This window comes from Desulfobulbaceae bacterium DB1 (assembly GCA_001914235.1).
In the GTDB taxonomy this organism is placed as follows: domain Bacteria; phylum Desulfobacterota; class Desulfobulbia; order Desulfobulbales; family SURF-16; genus DB1.
In genome coordinates this window covers 310,197-325,484 of record MQUF01000014.1, presented here as the reverse complement: position 1 = coordinate 325,484, position 15,288 = coordinate 310,197, and the positions used below count along the sequence as shown (strand labels likewise).

At 51.3% G+C, this 15,288-nt stretch carries 16 protein-coding genes; 10 read left to right on the top strand and 6 right to left on the bottom strand.

Translation table 11 applies throughout. The features are described from left to right. A partial coding sequence (locus tag BM485_13235) for an IS630 family transposase (GenBank protein OKY74810.1) occupies window positions 1-214 on the bottom strand: 214 nt, incomplete at its 3' end. A 759-nt stretch (window positions 215-973) separates the two neighbouring features. On the opposite strand from BM485_13235, the gene BM485_13230 reads away from it, so the two are divergent. The 10 genes from BM485_13230 to BM485_13185 all read left to right on the top strand — a co-directional run bounded on the left by BM485_13230 (window position 974) and on the right by BM485_13185 (window position 11,286). Further along, window positions 974-2,788, top strand: coding sequence for an indolepyruvate ferredoxin oxidoreductase subunit alpha (locus BM485_13230; GenBank protein ID OKY74784.1), 1,815 nt, complete (start codon window positions 974-976; stop codon window positions 2,786-2,788). Next, window positions 2,785-3,363: an indolepyruvate oxidoreductase subunit beta gene (locus tag BM485_13225; GenBank protein ID OKY74783.1), complete on the top strand. Its 579-nt coding sequence runs from the start codon at window positions 2,785-2,787 to the stop codon at window positions 3,361-3,363. Before BM485_13230 ends, BM485_13225 begins: the two co-directional genes overlap by 4 nt. Window positions 3,364-3,396: 33 nt before the next feature. Continuing rightward, window positions 3,397-4,698: a phenylacetate--CoA ligase gene (locus BM485_13220; protein OKY74782.1), complete on the top strand. Its 1,302-nt coding sequence runs from the start codon at window positions 3,397-3,399 to the stop codon at window positions 4,696-4,698. A 55-nt stretch (window positions 4,699-4,753) separates the two neighbouring features. Beyond that, window positions 4,754-5,185 (top strand): amino acid-binding protein, encoded by a 432-nt coding sequence (locus BM485_13215; GenBank protein OKY74781.1) that lies wholly within the window; start codon window positions 4,754-4,756, stop codon window positions 5,183-5,185. Window positions 5,186-5,218: 33 nt separating this feature from the next. Further along, window positions 5,219-6,382, top strand: a complete 1,164-nt coding sequence (locus BM485_13210) for a branched-chain amino acid ABC transporter substrate-binding protein (protein ID OKY74780.1) — start codon at window positions 5,219-5,221, stop codon at window positions 6,380-6,382. A gap of 99 nt (window positions 6,383-6,481) precedes the next feature. Continuing rightward, the gene (locus BM485_13205) at window positions 6,482-7,372 is read left to right on the top strand and encodes a branched-chain amino acid ABC transporter permease (GenBank protein ID OKY74779.1); all 891 of its coding nucleotides are present in this window, start codon (window positions 6,482-6,484) and stop codon (window positions 7,370-7,372) included. Further along, window positions 7,372-8,451 carry a branched-chain amino acid ABC transporter permease gene (locus tag BM485_13200; GenBank protein OKY74778.1) on the top strand — a complete coding sequence of 360 codons (1,080 nt, stop codon included), beginning with the start codon at window positions 7,372-7,374 and terminating at the stop codon, window positions 8,449-8,451. The genes BM485_13205 and BM485_13200 overlap by 1 nt, the downstream gene beginning before the upstream one ends. A gap of 9 nt (window positions 8,452-8,460) precedes the next feature. Beyond that, window positions 8,461-9,225, top strand: a complete 765-nt coding sequence (gene livG, locus BM485_13195; GenBank protein ID OKY74777.1) for a high-affinity branched-chain amino acid ABC transporter ATP-binding protein LivG — start codon at window positions 8,461-8,463, stop codon at window positions 9,223-9,225. After that, entirely contained in the window at window positions 9,218-9,964 is a 747-nt protein-coding gene (livF, locus tag BM485_13190) for a branched-chain amino acid ABC transporter ATP-binding protein (protein OKY74809.1), read from the top strand. Before livG ends, livF begins: the two co-directional genes overlap by 8 nt. Window positions 9,965-9,987: 23 nt before the next feature. Further along, on the top strand, window positions 9,988-11,286 hold the full coding sequence (locus tag BM485_13185; protein ID OKY74776.1) for a phenylacetate--CoA ligase: 1,299 nt from the start codon (window positions 9,988-9,990) through the stop codon (window positions 11,284-11,286). 50 nt (window positions 11,287-11,336) lie between these two features. Here the strand turns inward: BM485_13185 and BM485_13180 are convergent, their stop codons facing one another. The 5 genes from BM485_13180 to BM485_13160 all read right to left on the bottom strand — a co-directional run bounded on the left by BM485_13180 (window position 11,337) and on the right by BM485_13160 (window position 15,252). Continuing rightward, complete coding sequence (locus BM485_13180) at window positions 11,337-11,537, bottom strand: cold-shock protein (GenBank protein ID OKY74775.1); 201 nt, start codon at window positions 11,535-11,537, stop codon at window positions 11,337-11,339. A 436-nt stretch (window positions 11,538-11,973) separates the two neighbouring features. After that, complete coding sequence (locus tag BM485_13175) at window positions 11,974-13,299, bottom strand: transposase (GenBank protein ID OKY74774.1); 1,326 nt, start codon at window positions 13,297-13,299, stop codon at window positions 11,974-11,976. A gap of 138 nt (window positions 13,300-13,437) precedes the next feature. Then, entirely contained in the window at window positions 13,438-13,650 is a 213-nt protein-coding gene (locus BM485_13170; GenBank protein ID OKY74773.1) for a transporter, read from the bottom strand. Between the two features lie 144 nt (window positions 13,651-13,794). Next, on the bottom strand, window positions 13,795-14,181 hold the full coding sequence (locus BM485_13165; protein ID OKY74772.1) for a 50S ribosomal protein L17: 387 nt from the start codon (window positions 14,179-14,181) through the stop codon (window positions 13,795-13,797). 12 nt (window positions 14,182-14,193) lie between these two features. Then, the gene (locus BM485_13160) at window positions 14,194-15,252 is read right to left on the bottom strand and encodes a DNA-directed RNA polymerase subunit alpha (GenBank protein ID OKY74771.1); all 1,059 of its coding nucleotides are present in this window, start codon (window positions 15,250-15,252) and stop codon (window positions 14,194-14,196) included. Window positions 15,253-15,288 lie beyond the last annotated feature (36 nt).

The following is a 15,288-nucleotide window of genomic DNA, read 5'->3' as shown; positions in this document are numbered from 1 at the left end:
AACGTTTTTTCAGATGTTCAATTGTTCGGGATGTCACTCCCAGCGCTTCAGCAGCAGCGGCAACAGTCCAAGCTGGCCCATCAGGGCCTGCATCGCATAACAGCAAGGCACGGGCATTGATAAATTTTTTGGCCCCTGTTTTCCCGTTTCTTGTTGTTGCTTCAAGTTCCCTGCGCTCCTGCTTTGTCAGAGTAATTCGATATCTTGGTGGCATGGCAACCTCCTTTGGTTGCCACAAGTATACACTATGCTAATTTTTTACGAAGCTTTAAATGTTACATGGTACTAGCTTATCCTCTTCCTTCAGCCATTCATAAATCTGCTGTATGTCTTCATCGGTTGACCAGCGGATTGACAAAAGCCGTTCTTCCCCATTGATTTTATGCGCTAATGATTTGGTCAAGTCCACCCCTTAAAGCCTAACCATGAGAAGCCATCCGAAGAGACGCAGAGTTTTACGCCCATCTGCAGTCTGAAAAAGTCAAATCCAGCGATTTAAAACTGACAATAACACCCAGGCAGTTTTTATCCAGCTTTTTCAATGTTTAAAAATTGTACTTTTAATGATCTCAATAATTAAGATTTGTCATGGTAAGGAAAAAGCCTGACAAGGATATAGCAAGTTGACATTCTTCCTGATTTTGTTCCTTCTACCATGATATCCTCCAACCACACATTGCACAAAAGTGCATGTCATCCACAGGAGCAACTTTCAACCCTATTTTGCAAATAGCCGAAAATTTATTTCAGCATTTTTTAAAGCATTTTCCGGAGATCGACAAGCCAACAATCACGGCAAATTTCCCCATATGATTTGCCTGCTAGGTATTTTTACTGTATCGTGCTTTTTCATTTACTTGAACTTCCGGTTTATCCATGATATGTAGCATGGCAAATTTCAGAAAATTAAAGCTGCATCCGCAATGGTTACAGCCGGGATGCGCGAAAGAACCTGTTAGAGTAAGGAGACAACGTGACAACGGTCGGTTCTGACAAAAAAAAATGGTTATCCGGCAACGAGGCCCTTGCCCGCGGGGCATGGGAGGCCGGAGTGACGGTGGCGTCAGCCTATCCGGGAACGCCGTCCACGGAGATCCTGGAAAACCTCTCCACCTATGAAGGGGTGTACACGGAATGGGCACCCAACGAAAAAGTGGCTCTGGAAGTGGGAATGGGCGCCTCTTTTGCCGGGGCCAGGGTGCTGGTCACCATGAAGCACGTGGGTCTCAACGTGGCGGCCGACCCTCTTTTCACCGCATCCTATACCGGGGTGCGGGGCGGCATCGTCATTATCAATGCCGATGACCCGGAGATGCACAGTTCGCAGAATGAGCAGGACAACCGCAACTACGCCTTTGCCGCCAAACTGCCCATGCTGGAGCCTTCCGATCCTGCCGAGGCCCTGGAAATGCTCAAAAAAGCCTTTGCCCTCAGCGAGGAATTCGACACCCCGGTGCTGCTCCGCACCACCACCCGGGTGGCCCATGTCAAAGGACTGGTGACTGTTGGCGAAAGACAATCGGGCCCGGTGCCGGTGGCAATAGAAAAAATGCCGGCCAAATTCGTTATGCTGCCGGCCAATGCCCGTGCTCGACGCAAGGCCATTGCCGAACGCCAGGACAAACTCACCGCCTGGGTGGAAACCAGTGACTGCAACCGCATTGAATGGGGCAGCAAGAAACTGGGGGTCATCACCGGCGGCGTCTCCTATCTTTACGTCAAGGAGGCACTGCCCGAGGCCTCGGTGCTGAAGATCGGCACCACCTGGCCGCTGCCTTTTGACATGATCCGGGATTTCGCCTCCCAGGTGGACGAGGTTCTCATCGTCGAGGAGCTTGATCCCTTTCTCGAAACCCATATCAAGGCGGCAGGCGTTGCCTGTACCGGCAAGGCGAAAATCCCGGCCATGGGCGAACTGAACCCCTTTCTCATCAAAAAAGCCCTGGGCATTGCAACCGGTGACGTCTTCGCCCCGGTGGACATCCCGCCCCGGCCGCCCAATATGTGCCCCGGCTGCCCCCATCGCGGCCTCTTCTATAACCTGGGCAAACACGACGTCTTCATCTCCGGTGACATCGGCTGTTACACCCTGGGCTTTCTGCCGCCGCTATCGGCCATGGATTCCTGTGTCTGCATGGGGGCGAGCATCGGCGTGGCCCACGGCATGGACAAGGCCTTGGGGGAAAAAGCGCAAGGCAAAACCGTTGCGGTCATCGGCGACTCCACCTTTATCCACTCCGGTATCACCGGGCTGGTGAACATGGTGTACAACAAAAGCATTTCCACCGTCATTATACTGGACAACCGCATCACCGCCATGACCGGTCAGCAGGAAAACCCCGCTTCCGGCAGCACCCTGATGGGAGAGCCGGCCAATGCCGTCAACTTCGAGAAACTGTGCAAGGCCATCGGCGTCAAACATGTCCGCATTGTCAATCCCCATGACATCAAGGGCACCAAGGCGATTCTCAAGAAGGAGATCGAGCGGGCCGCACCTTCAGTCATCATCTCCCAGGCCCCCTGTGTGCTGCTGCCGTCGGAAAAGAAACGAAAAAAAATCCCCCTGACTTCCGACCTTGACAAATGTACCGGCTGCACCAGCTGTATCCGCCTGGGTTGCCCGGCCATCAGCTGGGTACCGCTGACTCCGGAGGAGGCGAAAAAACTGGGCAAAAAGGATAAGCAGAAAGGATACGCCCGCATCAGCGTGGAAATGTGCAACGGCTGCGGCCAATGCCGGGCCCTCTGTAAATTCGGGGCCATCGGCGAAGCGGAGGGAAGCAAATGAAACCACAAGGAAACATTCTTTTTTGCGGGGTCGGCGGCCAGGGCATTCTGCTGGCCAGTGAAATCACCGCTCTTGCCCTGCTGGCAAGCGGGCTGGACGCCAAAAAAAGCGAGGTGCACGGCATGGCCCAGCGCGGTGGTTCGGTGGTCGCTCATCTCCGCTTTGGTGAAAAAGTTTACTCGCCGCTCATTGATCCGGGTCAGGCCGATTTCTGCCTGGCCTTTGAGGTCATGGAATCGGTTCGCTACCTCCCCTTCCTGAAAAAGGAAAGCAAGGTGATCGTCAACACCCACCGGATTGCGCCGCCGGCGGTTGCCACCGGCAAAATGGTTTACCCGGCCGACCTGTTGTCCGAATTGACCGGCCGGGGAATAACCGTTTATCCCATGGACGGCTTCAGTATTGCCAAGAATGTAGGGGAAATACGGGCGGCCAATATTGCCCTGGTGGGCGCCCTGTCAACCTTTCTGCCCATTGCGGAAGAGGTTTTTCTCGATGTTTTGAAAAAAAGAATCCCCAGAAAGCTTGACGAAAATATCGCGGCCTTTCAAGAGGGACGAAAAATCACGGCCTGAGTCACAACTTGCAGAGGGATATGGAGGAGGAACATGCTATTTAACGAAGAATATGAAACTCTGCCGCGCGAGGCCCTGGAAGCCCTGCAACTGAAAAGGCTGCGGGCGCAGATTGAACGGGTCTATGCCACGGTCCCCTATTACCGGGGAAAAATGGATGAAGCAGGTGTTCTGCCCGGCGACATCAAGACCCTGGCGGATATCAGCAAACTGCCCTTTACCACCAAGGAAGACCTGCGCAAAAACTATCCCTTCGGCCTCTTCACCGTGCCGCTGGAGCGGGTGGTGCGCATCCACGCCTCTTCCGGCACCACCGGCCAGCCCACTGTTGTCGGCTATACCAAACGGGATATCGCCATCTGGGCGGAACTCATGGCCCGCTGCCTGACCGCGGCCGGCGCCACCCCGAAGGACATCATCCATAACGCATACGGCTACGGGCTTTTCACCGGCGGCCTCGGTGCCCATTACGGCGCGGAAAACCTCGGCGCCACCGTTGTGCCGATCTCCGGCGGCAATACCAAACGCCAGATCATGCTGATGCGTGACTTCGGTTCCACCGTGCTGCTCTGCACCCCTTCCTATGCCTTGAACCTGGCCGAGGCCATGACCGACATGGGAATCGATCCCAAGGAAATGGCGCTGAAGGTCGGTGTTTTCGGCGCCGAACCATGGAGCGAAAACATGCGGGAGGAGATTGAGAAGAAACTGGGCATCAAGGCCATCGACATCTACGGCTTAAGCGAAATCATCGGGCCGGGCGTGGCCATCGAATGCGCGGAGGAACAAAAGGGCCTGCATGTGATGGAGGACCATTTTCTACCGGAAATCGTCCATCCGGAGACCTTTGAGCCCCTGCCCCTCGGTGAAAAAGGGGAACTGGTTTTCACCACCCTGACCAAGGAGGCCTTCCCTGTCATCCGCTACCGCACCAAGGATTTTTCCCGACTGATCACCAATCCCTGCGCCTGCGGCCGCACCTTCTTTCGCATGGAAAAGGTCACCGGCCGCTCCGACGACATGCTGATCATCCGCGGGGTCAATGTTTTCCCGTCCCAGATCGAACATGTCCTGATCAGCATCAAGGGCGTTGAACCCCACTATCAGATCATTGTCAACAGGGAGGGCTCCATGGACACCCTGGAGGTCCAGGTGGAGGTCAGCGATACCGTCTTTTCCGACGAAGTGAAACAGCTGGAGGGACTTGCCAAGAAGATCCAGCACGAAATCAAGGATCTGCTGGGAGTGAGCTGCAAGGTTAAGCTGGTTGAACCAAAAACCATCCAGCGCAGCGAGGGAAAGGCAAAGAGGGTCATCGACAACCGTAAGATCTGATTCGGATCATCATTTTTTTGCGGAATGATTCATCTCCAAAGAGCGAGGTAATGTTATGAAAGTCGAACAAATTGCAATTTTTCTGGAAAACAAATCCGGCAGACTGGCGGAAATCACCTCCATTCTGGCGGAAAAAGGGATCAACATCCGGGCCATGTCGCTTGCCGACACTGCTGATTTCGGCATTCTTCGTCTCATCGTCAACGATACGGAAAACGCACGCAAGGTCCTGAAGGAAAAAGGCTTTACCGTCGGCACCACCGAGGTCATCGTCGTCGAAGTGGCCGATAAGCCGGGTGGCCTCGCCGGTGTTCTGCAGACCCTGAAAAAGAGCGAAATAAATATCGAATATATGTACGCCTTTACGCAAAAAAGCGGCGAAACAGGTCTGATTATTTTCCGTTTCGAAAAACTTGACGAAGCCATCAATGCCCTGGTCAAATCCGGTGTCCGCCTGTTGTCCGGTGAAGAGGTTTACGCCATATAACTGGCACATTACTAATTGAACAAGGAGACAAAAATGAAACGAATTCTTCTTTCAACCGTTACCCTTCTTGCGTTGTGGGCAGTGACCCTTTTTGCCGCCCTGCCTTCCCCTGCCCAGGCGAAAACCATCAAGATCGGCGCCATCCTGGCTGAAACCGGCGGCGCATCCTTCCTTGGCGGTCCCGAAGCCAGGACCGTGCGGATGATGGCGGATCAGATCAATGCCCAGGGCGGCATCAACGGCGACACCATCGAACTCATCATCAAGGATTCCGCCGGAACGCCGGAAAAGGCGATCTCCTTTGCCAAACAGCTCATTGAAGAGGAGAAGGTGCTGGCCATCATCGGGCCTTCCACCAGCGGCGAAACCATGAACATCAAGCAGGTATGCGAGGAAGGCAAAACCATCATGCTGTCCTGCGCCGCTGCCGAGGTTATCGTCAATCCGGTTGCCAAATACGTTTTCAAGACCCCCCAGAAAGACAGCTTTGCCGCCAAAATGATTTTCATGGAAATGAACAAAATGGGCATCAGCAAGGTTGCCGTCCTGACCGACAACACCGGTTTCGGCAAAGCGGGCAAGGAGCAGCTCCTGGCCATTGCCCCGGAATTCAAGATTGAGATCGTCGCAGCCGAAGTCTACGACAGCAAGGCGACCGATCTTTCCGCCGTTGTGGCGAAAATAAAGGCGGACAAAAATGTGCAGGCCGTCATCAACTGGTCGGTTGTTCCCGCCCAGGCCATTGTCGTCAAGAATATCCGTCAGGCCGGCTGGGACGTTCCCGTTTTCCAGAGCCATGGTTTCGGCAATATCAAATATGTTGAAGCGGCCGGAGCTGCTGCCGAGGGCGTCATCTTCCCGGCCGGGCGGCTGCTCGTTGCCGACGCCCTCCCTGCTGATCACCCCCAGAAAAACGTTCTGGTGCAATACCGTGATGAGTATGAAGCAAAATTCAAGGAAACCGCCAGCACCTTCGGCGGCCACGGTTATGACGCCATGATGATTCTCGTTAATGCCATCAAGGCAGCCGGCACCACCGACAGCGAAAAGGTCCGTGACGCCATTGAGAACATGAAGGGTTTTGTCGGCACCGGCGGCGTTTTCAACTTCAGTGCGGCAGACCACAACGGTCTTGATATGGATTCCTTTGCCATGATGACCGTCAAGGACGGCAAATTCGTTCTTTACAACAAATAAGAACGCACATCCCGTGATTACAAAAGGGGGCCCGCATCACGCGCCCCCTTTTGTCCGCCTGCTGCCTACTGACGTTTTTTTACACATCGCCATGCAACCATGACCTCGGAACTCTTTTTTCAATATCTGTTTGCCGGTATAACCTATGGCAGCATCTATGCTATTGTCGCCATAGGTTTTAATATCATTTACAACACCACCGGCATTATCAACTTTGCCCAGGGCGAATTTGTCATGCTCGGCGGAATGCTTGCCATCTCCTTTCACTCCCTGCTTCCCCTGCCGGCGGCCATTGGTCTGGCGGTTCTCTGCACCATGATCATCGGCGCCCTGATCGAAATAATTTTTATCCGCTGGCTGAAAACCCCGTCCGTGCTGCGCATGATTATTATCACCATCGGCCTGTCCATTCTTATCCGGGAAGTCGCCTTGCATGTCTGGGGTGACGGAGTGCGTTCCCTGCCCTACTTCAACGGCAATGAAATTTCTTCATTTGTCCTTCTCGGCACCAATGTTTCTCCCCAGGTCCTGTGGGTGACCGGGGTTTGCGCGGTAATAGTCGCGCTGCTCAGTCTTTTTTTCAAATTTACCTCCCTTGGCCAGGAAATGCGGGCCTGCGCCGCCAACCGTCTGGCTGCAACCCTCTGCGGCATCAATACAAAAAATATGGTGACCCTGTCCTTTGTGCTGAGCGCCGGAATCGGTGCCCTGGCCGGCTGTGTTGTTTCACCGATCACCTACACCCAATATGACAGCGGCACCGGACTCGCCATCAAGGGTTTCACCGTGGCTGTACTTGGCGGGCTCGGCAACAGCATGGCGGCGGTGAGCGCGGGACTGCTGCTCGGAATTATCGAGGCATTCAGTGTCGGGGTTGTGCCGCTGGCCTTTCAGGACGCAATTTCCATCGCGATCCTGCTCGTTATCCTCTTTGCCCGGCCGCATGGACTTTTCGGCAGCAAGGAAGCGGCCGGATTGAAGGAATTCTGATGAAGACCGGAAATCGTCTCCCCATCATCATTCTCCTGCTCGTGCTGATCGGCCTGCAGCTGCTCACCCAGGTTACCGAAACAACATTTTATCTGACCCAGATGACCATGACCGCCTATTACTCGCTGGTCATCATCGGCCTTTGCCTGGTCATGGGTTATGCCGGCCAGATATCCCTCGGCCATGCCGGTTTTTTTGCCATCGGCGGTTACACCTCAGCCGTGCTGACCACGTACAACCTGGCCCCGTATCTGCAAAACGGCAACCGGTTTCTTGCCTTGCTGGCGGAAAGGGGGCTGCTGGTGCAGACAAAGAGCCTCTACGGGGAATCGCTTCTTTACGTTCACCCTTGGCCCGCCTGCCTGATCGCAATCCTGCTGACCGTTGTTATCGCATTTTTGATCGGCATTCCGGTATTGAAGCTCAAAGGTCATTATCTCGCCATGGCCACCTTGGGATTCGGCATCATTATTTATCGTATCGTGCTTGCCACGGAAATTTTCGGCGAGGCCGACGGTCTCTCCTCCGTGCCCGGTTTCCCCCTTTTGCCCGGACTGACAATCAACGGTGATTTCAATAACCGTGTCGAAAATTATTACATTGCCTGTGGCGTGCTGCTTCTCGGCTTCATCCTGCTGCAGAACCTAATCAATTCCCGGGTCGGTCGCGCTTTGCGGGCTATTCACGGTTCCGAGGAGGCGGCAAACGCCATGGGGGTCAATACCAGCCGCTACAAGCTTTTCACCTTTGTTTTGAGCGCTGTTTTTGCCGCTCTTGCCGGCATACTGCTCACCCATTACAATGGCGGTATCGGCCCATCGGAAGCCGGCATCATGAAGTCCGTCCGCTATGTCGCCATTGTCGCCATCGGCGGCATGGCGAATCTGTGGGGCGCGCTCATCATGGCCGCACTGCTGAATTTCCTTTCTTTGCGCGGCATGTTCGGTTCTTACGATGATGCTTTTTTTGGGGCAATCCTGATCATTATCATGCTTTTTGCTCCGGAAGGTGTTTTGCGCTTGCACCTGTGGCAACGCTTCAGAAAAAAATCAGATCAAACCGCTGAAACCAAGAATTGACGGTTCACCATGGCACTTCTCGAAATACAAAATGTCAATAAACGTTTCGGCGGACTCCAGGCGGTCAAGGATGTCAGCTTCAATGTTGAACAGGGCATGATCAAATCGGTCATCGGCCCGAACGGCGCCGGCAAGACCACCCTTTTCAATCTTATTTCCGCCAGTCTTCCCCTTTCAGCCGGCACTATTTTCTTCCGGCAGAAGGCCATTCATGGCCTGCAGCCATACCAGATTGCCGCGCAGGGAATCTCGAGAACGTTTCAGAATATCAAACTGTTCCCCGGATTGACGGCCCTTGAAAATGTCATGGTTGGTCGGCATACCCGCAGTTACGCAGGCTTCCTGGCCGGCATGTTTTCCCTGCCGTCAACATGGCGGGAGGAAAGTGATATCAAGGACAAGGCGCTTGAGCTGCTGGAGCTGCTCGACATAAGCCAATTTGCCGATATCGAGGCAACAAGCCTCGCCTTTGGCCAGCAGCGTGCGGTTGAATTTGCCCGGGCCTTGGCGTCCGAACCGACGCTGCTGCTTCTCGATGAACCGGCTGCCGGATTAAACATCTATGAAACAGCGGAAATTGCCCGCCTTATAACCAAGATTCGCTCCCGCGGAATTACCGTTTTACTTGTCGAGCATGATATGTCGCTGGTCATGGACATTTCAGACGAAATCGTCGTGCTGAGCTTTGGCGAGAAAATAGCCGAGGATATCCCCACAGCCATTCAGCAGAACAGGGAAGTGATTCATATTTATCTCGGTGATGGCGATGCTTAAGATCAAAAACCTGGAATCAGGTTACGGCAAGTTGCGGGTTTTAAAACGCATTTCCATGCATGTGGACCATGGAGAAATCGTGACCCTCATCGGCGCAAACGGTGCCGGCAAAACGACACTGCTCTACACCATTGCCGGAATGATAAAGGCCACTGCCGGCGAGATCATGCTGCTCGGCAATGACATCAGGCAGACTAAACCGGAAAAAATCGTCGCTGCCGGTTGTTCTCTGGTTCCCGAAGGACGACAGGTTTTTGCCACTCTGTCCGTCCGTGAAAATCTTGTCCTCGGCGCATACGTACAGTACCGGCAAAAGAAAATTGAGGTGGAAGAGGAACTCGGCAAAATTTATGAGATTTTCCCTGTATTGCGAGAACGGGCAAATCAGTTGGCTGGAACCTTGTCCGGAGGGGAGCAGCAGATGCTAGCCATGGGCCGCGCGCTTATGGCAAAACCGCAATTAATCATGCTCGACGAACCATCCACCGGGCTTGCTCCGCTCATCGTTAAAAACATTTTCCAGATTATTCTGAAATTACGGGAAAACGGCAATACGGTTCTGCTGATCGAGCAGAACGCCAAAGCCGCCCTGTCAATTGCCGACAGAGGGTACGTCCTCGAAACCGGGAAAATCATCCTGCAGGGTCCTGCCGAGGATCTCCTGGTTAATCGTGACGTGCAGCGCGCCTACCTCGGCCGCGATGTGGCAAGCGAAGGCTCCACCTGTGATTTTGATTAAAAGTTTTTTACGGAGGCAAAACTATGTACTGGGATGAAGCAAAGGAATGCATGCCTAGGGTCGATTTGGAACAGCTGCAGCTGGAACGGCTTCAATCAACCCTTTATCGGGTCGCCACCCATGTTCCTTTTTACCGGAAAAAATTCAAGGAAATGCGGGTTGACCCTGATGGTTTTCGCTCTCTTGACGAACTGCGAGCTCTTCCCTTCACCACCAAGGACGACCTGCGCAATAATTATCCGTATGGTCTTTTTGCCGTGCCCCTCAGGGATGTGGTGAGGGTGCATGCCTCATCCGGCACCACCGGCATGGCCACGGTGGTGGGATACACCAGAAACGATATCAAAAACTGGTCGCAGATGGTTGCCCGTATTTTGACCGCCACCGGTGTCGGCGCCGATGATGTCGTGCAAATCGCCTTTGGCTATGGTCTTTTCACCGGCGGATTCGGCCTTCATTACGGAGCTGAACAAATCGGCGCCTCGGTTATTCCAATTTCAAGCGGCAACACCAAACGACAGATTCAAATATTGCAGGATTTCAAAACAACGACCCTGGTCTGCACCCCAAGTTACGCATTACTGCTTGCCGACACCATGCACGAATTGGGGATTAATATCAATTCACTGCCATTGAAATTCGGCCTCTTCGGCGGAGAACCATGGACTGAGGCGATGCGGCAGGAAATAAAAAACAAACTGCATATCATCGCCACCGACAATTATGGTCTCAGTGAAGTAATGGGGCCGGGTGTCGCCGGCGAATGCCACCATTGCAATGGCCTCCACATCAATGAAGATCACTTTATTGTTGAAGTCATCGATCCTCAAACCCTGTCGCCGGTTGCGCCCGGTGAATTAGGCGAGCTTGTCTTTACGACGATAACGAAAGAAGCTTTTCCGGTAATCCGCTATCGAACCAGGGATTTGGCCCGCCTTCTTCCTGAACCCTGCCCCTGCGGTCGAACCTTCCAACGCATGTCCCGGGTGATTGGCCGCACCGATGACATGCTCATCATTAAAGGTGTCAACGTCTACCCAATGCAGATTGAAGCCATTCTCTTTGATATTGAAGGGACGGAACCGCATTATCAGATTATTGTTGAGCGAGAAGGTCGGCTCGACAAGGCAACCGTTCTGGTTGAGGTGGTTGAATCGATCTTTTTCGATCAGATGAAAAAGCAAAGACAGCTTGTCGACCATATCAAAAGACGGCTGGCAACCGAACTGGGCATCGGCGTTGATGTCAAACTGGTGGAAGAAAAAACCCTGGAGCGATTCGAGGGAAAAGCCAAGAGAGTTATCGATAAACGAAACTTATAAAAAAAAAGCCCGCCTTGTTGGCGGGCTTTTGATATCTATGTAATGGAGGTTTAAATTTTTCTTACGTTGGCTGCGGCGGGTCCTTTCTGACCATCGACAATCTCAAATTCAACCTTTTGGCCTTCGCTCAAAGTTTTAAACCCCTCCTCTTTAATTGCTGAAAAATGCACGAAAACATCATCACCATCTTCGCGCTCAAGGAAACCGAAACCCTTTGATTCATTGAACCACTTCACTTTTCCTTTCACCATTTACTGCTCCTTCATTCCTATGAGGAATCATTAATAGGAAATTAATGTTTACAGATTTCTCATAGCCAGCCAGTTTAACCATGGATATAAAAAAACACGGCATACTACAACTTGGACTAAAAAAAACTGTACGACCACATTTTTTTCTTTAACAAAAGAATAAAAGTGAAGCAATAATTTCTTTTCTCAGGTCAAAAAAAACATCAACCTGAATCCGTGAGGTATCCCGGATTCTCCCTAAAAATTGTGGGGCGCGAAAAAATTTCAACACCGCGACCGCCAGAAATTTATATATTGCCAGCATATTGCTGGTAAATTGGGACATCGTCCCCGTTGTTCTTTGAAAAATTGCTATATTTGCCTGTTTTTAGGCGTATTTTCCCGGCAGGGCCTGCTGTTCAGCCACTTTCCGGCAAATTTCTCTTCTGTTCTTGCATTAGCCAAAGGCAAGCCGGTTATAAACGGCCTGAAACGAGTCAAATGCGCAACAGTGGCGGCTGAACCGCAGCTTCAGTTTCCTGCCGGTCTCAATCAGTCTGGCTGCACGGTACATGAGTTCCTGAATAACGGTACGAATTCTCCTGCGCTTTGCCGAGTGGCGCACTGGTGAGCGATCACCGAGAAGGCCAAGCTGGCCGATAAACCGCAAGATGTTATAAGCCAAGCCGGCCAAGGACATGATCAAGGAATTGGTCGCAAATTTTCCCGAAGGCAACCGCTCAAGATCCATGTCGGTTTTAAATTCGCTGTGAAACTGCTCGCTTGTGCCGTGGTCCCGGTAGAGCTTGATGATCTCTTTTTCCGGCAGGTAAAGGGATGTCCACCAGCCCTCAAGTTCTATATCCGGCACCAGCAGCAACTGGCCGCGTTTGTCAATGGTACGTTCAATCACGCGGACGATCAGGCGGGTACTGAACTCCTTGCCCTCGTGCTCCTGAAGCTGGTTGAAACTGAATACGGCAACCCGTTTGCCGCGTCGTGGTTCGCTCACTTCTCCTTCTTGCAGCCCACGGGCCAGCCAGGCGGGAAGGTCCTGCTTGCGGGGATTCCATTTCAGGATGTAATCGACCTTTTTGTGGCCATAAAGCGTTGCTCGGGTCTCGACAGCATCGTGTCCGGAGTCAAGCCTGAATAACAGTGACTTTTTGGTTAAAGACTTGGCACGGGAGATGGTTTCCTGCAGAAAAGGAATAAAATTGTTTTGGCTGTGCTGGCTGCCCTCCCGGAACTCAAGATTAATACACCAGCCTTCCTCTCCCATGTAGGCGGCTATTGGCGCATAGCCGTCATAACCGTGATAGGTATGCTTGGAACCTTCTTTTTTGGTGCCGGAGTTGTCCATGCAAAAGACGTCCATATCGACGGCGACATGACCCATGGCCAAGGGGGTTACTTTTCCTTTGGCATTGCGGATGAACTCCGTGTAGGTGGAGGAAGCAATTGGCTGAAAAACTGTTGCGGTTTCGTCAAGGCGCTGGCGCAAGGTTTCGGGCGAAGGAACCGCTTTGATGCCAAGTGATTGCTGGAAATACCTGTCGTCTTTCATGTCGGCAATGGCTTCGAAATCGCTTTTGCCAAGCGAGAGGAGCCCGAGATAACTGCGAATGACATCTGTATTGGCAATGTCCTTGGTGTCGGGTATCGCCTTTTTCAGCTTGGCGTTCAAGCTGGTAAAGCGATTGATACCGAGCCCGATCAGGGCCAGGCCGGAATGAGAGGTATAAAATTCGTCCGATGAGCGTTCAAGAATAAATCGTTTCATTTTTTCACCTGCAGAGTGATGTTTTTAGACAGGCGAATATTGCAATATTTTTTGTTAAATTTCAACATGTTATTTGATTATACAGACGATTTTTACTGCAAAAATTTCACGGATTCAGGATCAAGGAACCAATCAGGATTACAGGTGGAAACGATACGAAATATTGATACGAACCCGGAACAAGGAAACCTTGCCGGCTTCTATGGTCAGATCCTGCTTGATGATCTCACCGACCCTCAGATCGCTGTATTTTTTGCTGGCGGTGTTGACCGCATTGATTGCGGCATCTTCCCATGAAACCTTGCTGGTCCCGACAAATTCGACAAACTTGTACACCTTGCCGTCATTCATTATTCCCTCCGCATCAAAATAGTGAGAAATACTTTGTTTGACACAATCCTAAGAAAATAAATATAAAATTGCAAGAATTGTTACGGACAAAAAAAAACCGGAACCCTTGGGGATTCCGGTTTTGCTGCTACCAACCAAAAAAAATTATGAGTTTGTTTCGACTTCGCTCTTCTGCTGATAATTAACCAGCTCGATAATTGCCATCGGAGCGGCATCACCATAGCGATTGCCGGTCTGAATAATTCTGGTATAGCCGCCATTACGATCCATATATTCGCCGACAAGCTTATCAAAAAGTTTGGCAACGACCTTTGGATCCTGCATAAAAGATAAAGCTTGTCTTCTGGCATGCAGATCACCTCGTTTGGCCAAGGTAATCATCTTATCGGCAACTTTACGAATCTCCTTTGCCTTGGGAGTCGTCGTCACAATCCTTTCATGCTCAAGAAGAGAGGTAACCATATTCCTGACCATCGCGCGTCGATGGGGTGAGGTACGACCAAGTCTTCTTCCTGTTTTTCTGTGATTCATTTTGTTACCTCTTTATTCACCTGTATCATCAACGGAAAATGACGATACAGGCGGTTCCCAATTATCAAGCTTCATCCCCAGGGATAAATCCATTTGTGAAAGAAGCTGCTTAATTTCATTTAAAGATTTTCGGCCAAAATTCTTTGTTTTCAGCATCTCTGCTTCAGATTTTTGGACAAGTTCACCGATATAGCAAATTTGCGCATTGCGCAGACAGTTTGCCGATCGAACGGAAAGCTCCAAATCCTCAACACTCTTATAAAGATTGGGGTTGATTTCCTTATCTTCTCGGACAATAACTTTCTCTTCTTCGGCTCGCTCTACCTGGTCTTCGTCAAAATTTATAAAGACGGCCATCTGCTCTTTGAGAATTTTTGCAGCATAGGCCAAAGCGTCTTCAGGTTTGACACTGCCGTCCGTATGTATCTCCAAGCTCAACTTATCATAATCAGTGCGTTGACCAACGCGGGCCTGGCTGACGACGACCTTCACCTTTTTAATGGGAGTGAAAATGGCATCAATCGGGATAACACCGACACTCTGCTCTTCAGTTTTATTTTTCTCTGAAGAAGAAAAGCCTTTCCCCCACTTCACTTCCAACTCAGCGCTGAAATTTCCGTCACCGGTGATAGTGCAGATATGCTTATCTGGATTCATCACCTCAACATCAGATCCACCAATGATGTCAGCAGCAGTTACATTGCCTTTTTCGCGTTTTTCAATACGGACAATGGCGGATTCATTTGCATAGAGCTTGAGACGAACTTCTTTCAGGTTCAGTATGATTTCAGTAACATCTTCCAGGATACCGGGAAGAGTTGAAAACTCATGCAGTGCACCGTCAATTTTAACCGAAGTTATGGCCGCACCCTGAACCGATGACAAAAGAATACGCCGCAAACCATTGCCTATGGTTGTAGCGAAGCCTCTTTCAAGCGGCTGGCAAATAAATTTTCCATAACTCAGCGTATGGGTTTCATGATCTACTTCCAAAGGATTGGGAGTAATCAAATCATGCCAATTGCGATAAAATGGTGTTAACTCTTGTGTCAAGGTTTCCTCATTTGCCATCTTATTTCTCTTGCGGTAATATCCAGTTATCGAGAT